We start from the raw sequence: 9,356 nt of genomic DNA on the forward strand, positions 1-9,356 counted from the left end.
CGCGGCTATCTTCGGCACATTCAATGTCTATCTTGATGTGGATAATGATGGGACATACAGTTCAGGAATAGATACTGTGCCAATTGGCACCTTCACTCGAACGGAATTTACTGCAGATGGCACAATGAGTATCAGATTGCAGGATAATAGTCCTTATGCTACGGTAACTCCAGGGGCGACAAAGAAATATTTCCTTGTCGTAGAATTAGTTGGCACTTCAAGTAGTGCCACTCCGAATACCTTTGTTGCCAGAGTAGATGCGGATGCAGATTGTTCGATAGAGTCGGCTTATGATGATATTCTTATTAGCGTTGGCTCTACGGAAGCAACCTATTCTACACAGGTGGTCATTACCGGCACAGCCTCACTACCTAAATTAATCGTTACGCCTATTACGATTAATACCGGTATTGCTGATACCAGGGATAAAGAGATTTTAAAACTAACTTTAATCCATCAAGGCGATGCCAATGAGGCGGCAATAGAATTCAGTCAGGTGAATCTCAGATTTACATATTCAGATGGTAATTTGATGACTACTGACAAGGCACAAAGGCTATTTGACTACATAGCAATTTATTATGATGAGGGTAATAATGGGGTTTATGATAGGGGTGCGGATAGGAACATAAGTCAGCATTTACCGTCTTCGATGATTAATGGGTCATTGACATTTACCTTTGAAGATGGGTCGTATTCCACGCGGATTAAACCATCAGGTAGTAGTCTTCCTAATTCAATCAACGCTACTGCTACCTACTTTTTGGTCATAAAGTTAAAGCCAGATGCCAGTGGCACAAGTAATAAGCAGTTCTATGTGAATATAGATACTGATAATGCACGAGTAGAGGATGCGGATACTGATGACAAATTATACCTGGCGATTGAAAGTCAGTCAGGGACATCCACTTTGATTACGCCAGTGCCAATTGACCCACGAGTAACGGTGATAAATCAAGCCCCTGTTCCAACGATGCGCGACCTGGATATGAACGATATTTTAAGTATTACCTTACATCATTTAGGCACACCAACTTCAGGTGATGGTTGGTTTGCTACCCTGACTGCTACTTTTAAAGCCTGGCAAGGTCCTCAAGGTACACCTATACCGATGGCAACTGAAACATTCTATGCCTTATTTGGAACGATTAGTGTGTATCTGGATGAGGGAACGCAGACTGAAGGCGGAACATGGACTCTAACTGATACACCTATTTTAACCATCCCTGCGGCAAATTTTACTACAACAGGAAGTTATACCATTACCTCCGGCGGCACAATGACCATATTTATACCTAAAGGAACGGATACTCGGTTATCACCGGTTGGCGGTAGTTATCCGGCTACAAGGACTTATTTTCTCGTTGTTTCAATTAAGGACACCGCCAGCGGGCATGGAAGTGATAGTTTTGTCGCCACAATACAAGAAGCCGGAACGGACACTGATTCGATTAGAGATGTTTTATGCCGTGAGTGGGAAACAGATTCAGCGATGTTGATGTCCTATGGCAGTAGCTCAGCCAGTCCCGGTTCTGTAACTATTAGTGGCACGATTACCTGCATCCCGGTTGACCCGGAGGTAGTGGTAACCGATACTGTGCCACTTTTGCCTCTGCAATCGCCTGCCCGAATGCGTGACCTGGTGGATATAGACGATGTCTTGCGGATAATGATTATTAACAAAGGCACACCCACGGCTGGGAAGGTAGAGTTTGGCACAGTGACCGTCTGGTTTGGTAGTGATGCCAATACACCGTTGACCTCTGCCCAGGCAAAGGACTTGCTTGGCACAATTACAGTAGTCCGTGATGTAGATGGTAATGGTTCGTTCACGACGGCAGATGATACGGCTGTTATTGGCACATTAACTGCCAGCCAGATTACTACGGATGGCACCTGGACTATCCCGCTGTTAGAAAATAGTAGTGCAGTGGTGGAAGCAGGTACACAAAACGCCTTCTTTGTGGTTGTCCAGCTAAAGGATTCTGCCAGCGGGACACAGACCAGGACATTTGTGGCAAGGATTGCAACGGCTACACTGATTGAAATACGGGATGAGGCAACTAACTACGCCTTACCAGTAAGTGGCACACCAGCGATCTCAGGTCAGGTAAAAGCTATTCCTGTTGACCCAACTGGACAAGCCTTTGATACCGCTCCTTTGTGGATGTTTGATAATCAAAAGGATGATTTACTTAGATTGAAGATAACCCATAATGGTGTTCAACGGGCAGGAACGATTAGTTTTGGGACATTGAGTATCGGATTTTTGAAAGACCCTGCAGTATTTTTATCATTGGCGGATATGCAGGCACTATTTGGGACAGCCAGTATATATTGTGATAATGGTGATAATGTGTATGATAGTGCTTTAGATACTACTTCCATAAAGACTATACTTGCAGGAGACTATGGTAGTTCCTTCTTAGGAGGCACACTTACCTTTGTATTTAGTGATGCGGATGTAAATACGGAAATTGGTGGTGCGGGCTCCAGAACCTACTTTTTGGTTGTAACGATGCTGCATGATGCCAGTGGCTATGCCACCAGGACATTTTTGGTGCAAGCAGATATGGACCAGGATGCAAAAGTAGAAGATGATAGAGATAACATACGCTTGAATTTAATAGCTACTCCATTAATCACATCAACACAGGTTATCCTTATCTTACCTGAAAATCCGACGGTATATGGTTCGGATACAGCACCCTCTACCCCAGCTACAATGGAAGAAGGGGAAAAGAATGATTTGTTAACCATCCAGATTAAACATAACGGCACACCTGAAGCAAGACCGATTGAATTTGGCACATTGAGTTTGCATTGGACACGGGATGGTGGCGTAACACCACTTACTGATGCTCAGGCACAACGATTGTTTAAGAATATCTTTATCTATCGTGATGTGAATGATAATAAGGTATATGAACCGTTGATAGATACAGTGGCTATAGGCACGGTGACTTCAGGGAGTATTACATTAACTAATGGGTCGATGACTATTGTTATGGCAGATTATTCAGTAGGGGGAACATACACAAGTTGGGTATCAGCAGGGTCAAAGACGGCATTTTTTGTAGTGGTAGAGTTGACCGATGATGCTCGAGGTGCACCGGTAACTACCTTTGATGTTGAGGTTTATGGTTCAACATCATTTGTAGGGACAGATACTACGGTGGGTATTCGGGATTCAGAGGCAAATGTGCCACTTTATATCTATTCTTCAGGACTACCCGTCAGGTCAAAGACGGTAAGTGTCTATGAAATTCCTGAAGCAATAACCATTATCTATCCTCATAGTGATGAGGTAATTGTTGGCACTATAACTGCTGATGCAGTGGCTTATGGTGATGCGGATAAGGTGTATTTCTGGGTTGAACAGATAGGAACTACTACCTACTGGAATCTACAAGGTAGTAGTGGTTCGAAGACAATAGATAGTTATCGTGCAGATGGTTGGAATGCATATTGGACTACAAAGGCATTTTCAGATGGCACTTGGACACTCTGCGTAGAGTCATTCAATCAGTATAATTCCTCAATGGCAACCGATTCTGTGAGGATATTCATTGATAATACCCCGCCAGTAGGCACAATTACCATAGAAGCAGGTGCAACTTATACCACTACACAAGATGTGATATTAACACTTACCTATTACGATAATATTGCGGGTGTGGATTTGGTGAGATATGGGACAGATGGCACGAACTGGCTGGAATGGGAATCACCAACTTTGACAAAGATTTGGACACTATCGGCAGTTGAACGCACTCATACTATCTGGTATCAACAAAAGGATAAGGTAGGCAATATCGGCACAAAGACTTCTGATTCAATTTACTTAGACTTAACTGCACCTGTCGGCACTCTGACCATTAATCAAGATGCAGTCTATGCTACCACAACGGCGGTTTTACTCAGCTATACCGTAGAGTCAGATACAACAGGGATAAGATTTAGTAATGACCTGGTGGTCTTTAGTTCCTGGGGAACACCAACTATTCCTACGGGCACACAAGCCTGGACATTATCTTCTGGTGATGGGTTAAAGATAGTTTATATGCAATTACAGGATGCCGCAGGCACAATCACGACGGTGCGAGACTTGATTATCCTGGATACGCAAGGACCTGGTTGCACAGTAGTTATTGATGAACACGACCTCTATACACGCAATGCTACCGTAACATTGACTATCTCTGCCTACGACCCGTTCTCAGGACTGGGGAGTATGAGATTTTCCAATGACAATAATAGTTGGTCTTCATGGGAAACATACTATACAGGGACTAAGTCCTGGAGTTTAACTACCGATGCAGGAGGAACTGCAACTAACGGCACTCGACGGGTATATGCCCAATTTAGAGATAATGCAGGTAATATATCTGCTACCTATACCGATAAGATAGTTTATGATACCCAGCCACCTATTCCTGGTAGTGTAGTCATAAATGGTGGTGCGGCATATTCTACCAGCAAACGGCTTGAATTTGACTGGTCTGGTTTTACCGATGCCACTACAGAAATAAAAGGATACTACTATGCCTTTACCGATGGTGCTGGAACCACAACCGGGACATATACTACGGCTACCTCTGGCAGGCTTTATGGCGCAGCCGAAGGCACTGTCACTGTATATGTTTGGGCAGTAGATACGGTTGGCAATATTGGCTCTTCCTGTAGTGATTCTATCTTTGTAGATACTGTATCGCCAGTAGTCAGTAATGTCAGCATCAATGGTGGAGCGGTCTATGCTACAACTACTATTTTGACCTTTAGCTGGGCTGGCACAGATACAACCCCTGCCTCTGGAGTTAAAGGCTATTATTACTCATTTGAGAATAATGGTGGTAGTAAGAATGGTGTATTTACTACATTACTTACCGGCACACTAACGACGCCACTCCAAGGCACAGTTACTATCTATGTTTGGGCAGAAGACAATGCGGGCAATATCGGGACATCTGCCGCTGATACAATTATCGTTGATGTCTCACCACCTGTTGGTCAATTGTCTGCTGATAAGACTTATGTGAAACAAGGCGATACAGTTACCTTCTACTATAATCTTAAGGATTCACAGAATATTACCTCAGTTCAGATTTTAGCGGATGAGTTGAAGAAGATAGATGGTAGTGCCAGCTCAACACTTGACTTAAGAGACAATGGGCAAGGGGCGGATTTGGTTGCTGGCGACTATATCTTTACCGGCACTCATACTATCACCGGGACGGCAAGTGATGGGTTAAAAGAAATCTATGCCACAGCCACAGATTCTGCTAATAATGTATTTACTTCAAAGGTAAAGATTACGGTTGATATGACACGACCAGTGATTAATTGGGTGCAAATTAATCAAGGAGCAACCTATACCACAACCAACTTCTTAGATATAGTTTGGGTAGGTCAGGATACAACTTCAGGGATTGCCTGGTACTATTATTCATTCAGGGATGGTTCTGGGACTACACAGGGCTTGATGACTACAGGAACAGCAACACAACTGGGCACTACTACGCAAGGCACAATCACTGTTTATGTCTGGGCAATGGATAATGCCGGCAATATTGGCGGCTCAAATTATGATAGTATCATTATGGATACCCAGGGACCAGTGGTGAATATTACTGCACCTGCGACCGGGGTAATTCGTCGGGGAACAGTATCAGTTATATTCACTGGTGTAGATTCAATTGTGAGTATTTCTGGGACACCGACCATTTATATTGATGGAGCGACTTACACTACACAATGGTGGCCACCTAATGGCACATATACCTGGCTAACTTCTAATTTTAGCGATGGCAGTCATATCTATAAGATTCGGGCAATAGATACTTTAGGAAATATAGGGGAATCGGAACTGCAGGTATTAATTATTGATAATTCAGCACCTGGCGCACCCATTTTAGCTCAGCCGCCATCTCCTACACGCTTTGCTACGATTACTATAAACGGGACAGCAGAAGGTTCATCTACCGTTACCCTTTACCTTAATAGTGTAGAATATGGGACGGTGAGTGCTTCTAATTTGGGGACATTTAGCCGTTATGTAGTTCTTTCACAACAAGGGTCAAATACCATCACGGCACGAGCCACAGACCTACTCGGTAACGGGCCAGGATTGGAGTCATTGCCAGTAGTGGTTGTCTATGATTCTGGCACACCGAGCCTTACCTTAGGAACTGTAGAGCCTGGCAGTTCCAATAATGTTGCTATTTTGGGGACAGCGACAGATTTAATTACTGCTGTGCGGGTGGAGTATCAACTCGATTCTAATCCTGCCTGGATTTCGGCTACGCCAAATGATGGCGTATTTGATTCCGGCACAGAGGCATTTACCATATTCCTATATAATTTAGCCGATGGCACACATACCGTTGTGGCAAGGGCAATTGACCAGGCAGGGAATATTTCATCCAGCCAGACCTGGACATTCCAGATAGATACTACGGGTCCTGTGACGACCAATCTTAGTCTATCTGCCATTGTAACTAATAGCACGATTACTATTTCCGCCCAAATTACAGATAGCCTTAATCCCGTAGTTGAGGCACGATTCTATGTCGATACCTATCCGTCAACCGGGACATTAATGGTCGGCACAGGTAGTCTAAGCAGTCCTGTTTATGGCACACTAAATATTAGTAATTTAGCAGATGGCACGCATCTCCTCTATGTGCGTGGTAAGGATAGTCGTGGTAACTGGGGTAGTCCGCAGTCAACTATCTTCATTGTGGCAAAGGCAAATATTGTGGTGGTAGTTAATCCAGTGAGTCCTGACCCGCTGGGGACGACTACCTTGCGAAGTACGGGTTATGCCGCAGATTCAACCGCTAAGATTACCTCTTTGAATTGGACATTAATTAGTAGCACCGGGACGATATTAGCAAGTGATTCTATCTTGCCTAAAGATGGCACCTTTGATGAATTAGAGGAGGAGTTTGATTTTGGCACGGTGTCATTATGGCAGGGGACTTTGACAATGTCCGTGCGGGCAGGTGATGAGGCAGGAAATTACGGGACGGGCTCAGATACCTTTGTCATCGATATTGGCACGTCTACGATTGAATTAGGAACTATTCCGTCACCTGCAACAACTAATGATGTCTCCATTTTAGGCACGGCATCAGATACACTTACAACTATCACTACGGTAAAATATCGCCTGGATTCTGGTAATTGGTTAGTGGCATCTGCTAATGATGGTATTTTTGATGAGGCGATGGAAACCTTTACTATTTACCTCTACGAACTATCAGAAGGAACACATACCGTCAGGGTAATTGGTGTTGATTCAGCCGGGAATGAATCTATGGAGAAGACCTATTCATTCCAGATAGATACACGAGGACCTACCGTATCAAATATTCAAGTGAACTCTAACCCAACTAATGCTACGGCTACCTTAAGTGCTACTTTGACAGATTCGCTAAACAATGTTTCATCAGCAGAATTCTATATTGATACTTACCCAGGGACAGCAACAGCGATGGCAGGTGTGTTTGGTAGCCGCACAGTAAATGTAACAGGCACTATTTCAATTACAGACCTTGCTGAAGGTCAGCATCTGGCATATATTCGTGGTAAGGATAACCTTGGTAACTGGGGTGATGTAGGCTTTATTTTATTTACGGTAGATAAAGGCGGGTTATTTGTTTATGTTACGCCAGTATCCCCAGACCCGGCAGGGACCACTACCGTTACAGTGAAAGGTTATGTGCAGGATGGAAGTGTGGTGATTAGTGCCATTGCCTGGCGATTGGATAGTGGTACCTGGACTTCGCTACCAGGTCCATTTGGAGACCTTAAAGAGGATTTCTCTATTCAGGTTGGAGTTACTACTGATGGTCCTCATACGGTTACAGTGCGTGGGACAAATACTGCGGATAGTTCTGCCGAAGGATATGATACATTCGTTATAGACCGAGGGACTCCGAGTATAACTTTAGTTTCATTGTCAGGTGTGGTAGGTAATGACATCAATCTAACAGGGACTGCAACGGACAGCACAACTAAGATAGTTGATGTCCGATATAAGATTGATACTGGCGCCTGGAACTCTGCTTCTTCGATGGATGGTGCGTTTGATGAGGCAACGGAGACATTTACTATCGCCCTGGTTGAATTACCTGAAGGCACACATACACTTACTGCGCGGGCAGTAGATGAGGTGGGAAATTACAGTAGTGAGGTTGTTAGAATATTTTGTGTAGATACCAGAGCACCTGAGGTAAATATCTATGCAGTAGATGGTGCTACCCCTGGGTCAAAGGTATTGGCAGGCACGGTTGATGTGGCATTTATCGCTTATGATACCGTTACTTCGCTTATCGGCACTCCAACCATATTAGTTGATGGTAACAATTGGGGTTATGCACAGGTCTGGACTTCTACTACCGGCTATGGCACTTATTCCTGGAATACAACCTCCTTACCCGATGGTGCTCATACATTACAGGTGATGGCAACAGATACAGCGGGTAATGTTGGTTATTCTTCCTTAAGGACAGTCATTGTTGATAATGTTGTTACCAGTGTTATTACGATTACCAACCCTGTGTCTGGCTCACGAGTCTCTGGGACAGTAACTATCAGGGTTTCAGCACCTGCAAATACCCAGTATGTTCGATTCCAGGTAGGGACGGAGGCTAACTGGTATAATCCAGTCAATGGCACAACTACGCCGCCGTGGGGAACAGATACAGATGGTAGTGATAATTGGACATTCTACTGGCGGACGCCTCTATTCCCAGATGCCAGCAATTATAAAGTTAGAGCAATAGCTTATGCGACAGGGAGTGTGGTGCTTGGTACGGCAACCAATACTGAGATTACGGTAGATAATACCCCAGGGACAGTAACTTTTGGCACTATACCCGCGGTTGTTTCCAGAACATTAGTAGGCACGGTAACTGCCGCTTCGGATGTTGACCAAGTATTATTTGAATATCGGAAAGAAGGAACAGTAGAATGGTATCCAATCTCTCTCGACATCTCCCCACCATTTGGTTTCTCATGGAATACACTTGGTGTAGAAGATGGGACTTATACCATAAAGGCTACACCTAAAGATACTATGGGTACAGGTACACCGAATATCAGTAATGCCTTTAAGGTGGATAATACCGCCCCGGCATTGGTCATAACGAGTATAGATGGTGCAATAGTCGGGGCAAAGGTATTAGTTGGCACAGTAGCAGTAGTATTTACGGCACAGGATACGACGAGCTGGATAGAAGGGACAGTGACGGTGTTGATAGATGGGAATGAGGTTGGTTCAGCGAGTTACTGGACAGCACCCAATGGCACATATACCTGGGTAACACAGAATTATCCGGATGGTGCCCATA

1 protein-coding gene (cut by a window edge) is annotated in these 9,356 nt (G+C 44.2%); it reads left to right on the plus strand.

Annotated elements, in window-relative coordinates; genetic code table 11:
• Positions 1-9,356: part of an Ig-like domain-containing protein coding region (locus AB1422_02460; GenBank protein ID MEW6618208.1), annotated on the plus strand (this coding region is incomplete at its 3' end). 20,102 nt of the annotated region lie to the left of the window's left edge; the window shows 9,356 of its 29,458 annotated nt.

It is taken from the genome of bacterium (genome assembly GCA_040757115.1).
GTDB lineage: Bacteria > UBA9089 > CG2-30-40-21 > CG2-30-40-21 > SBAY01 > JBFLXS01.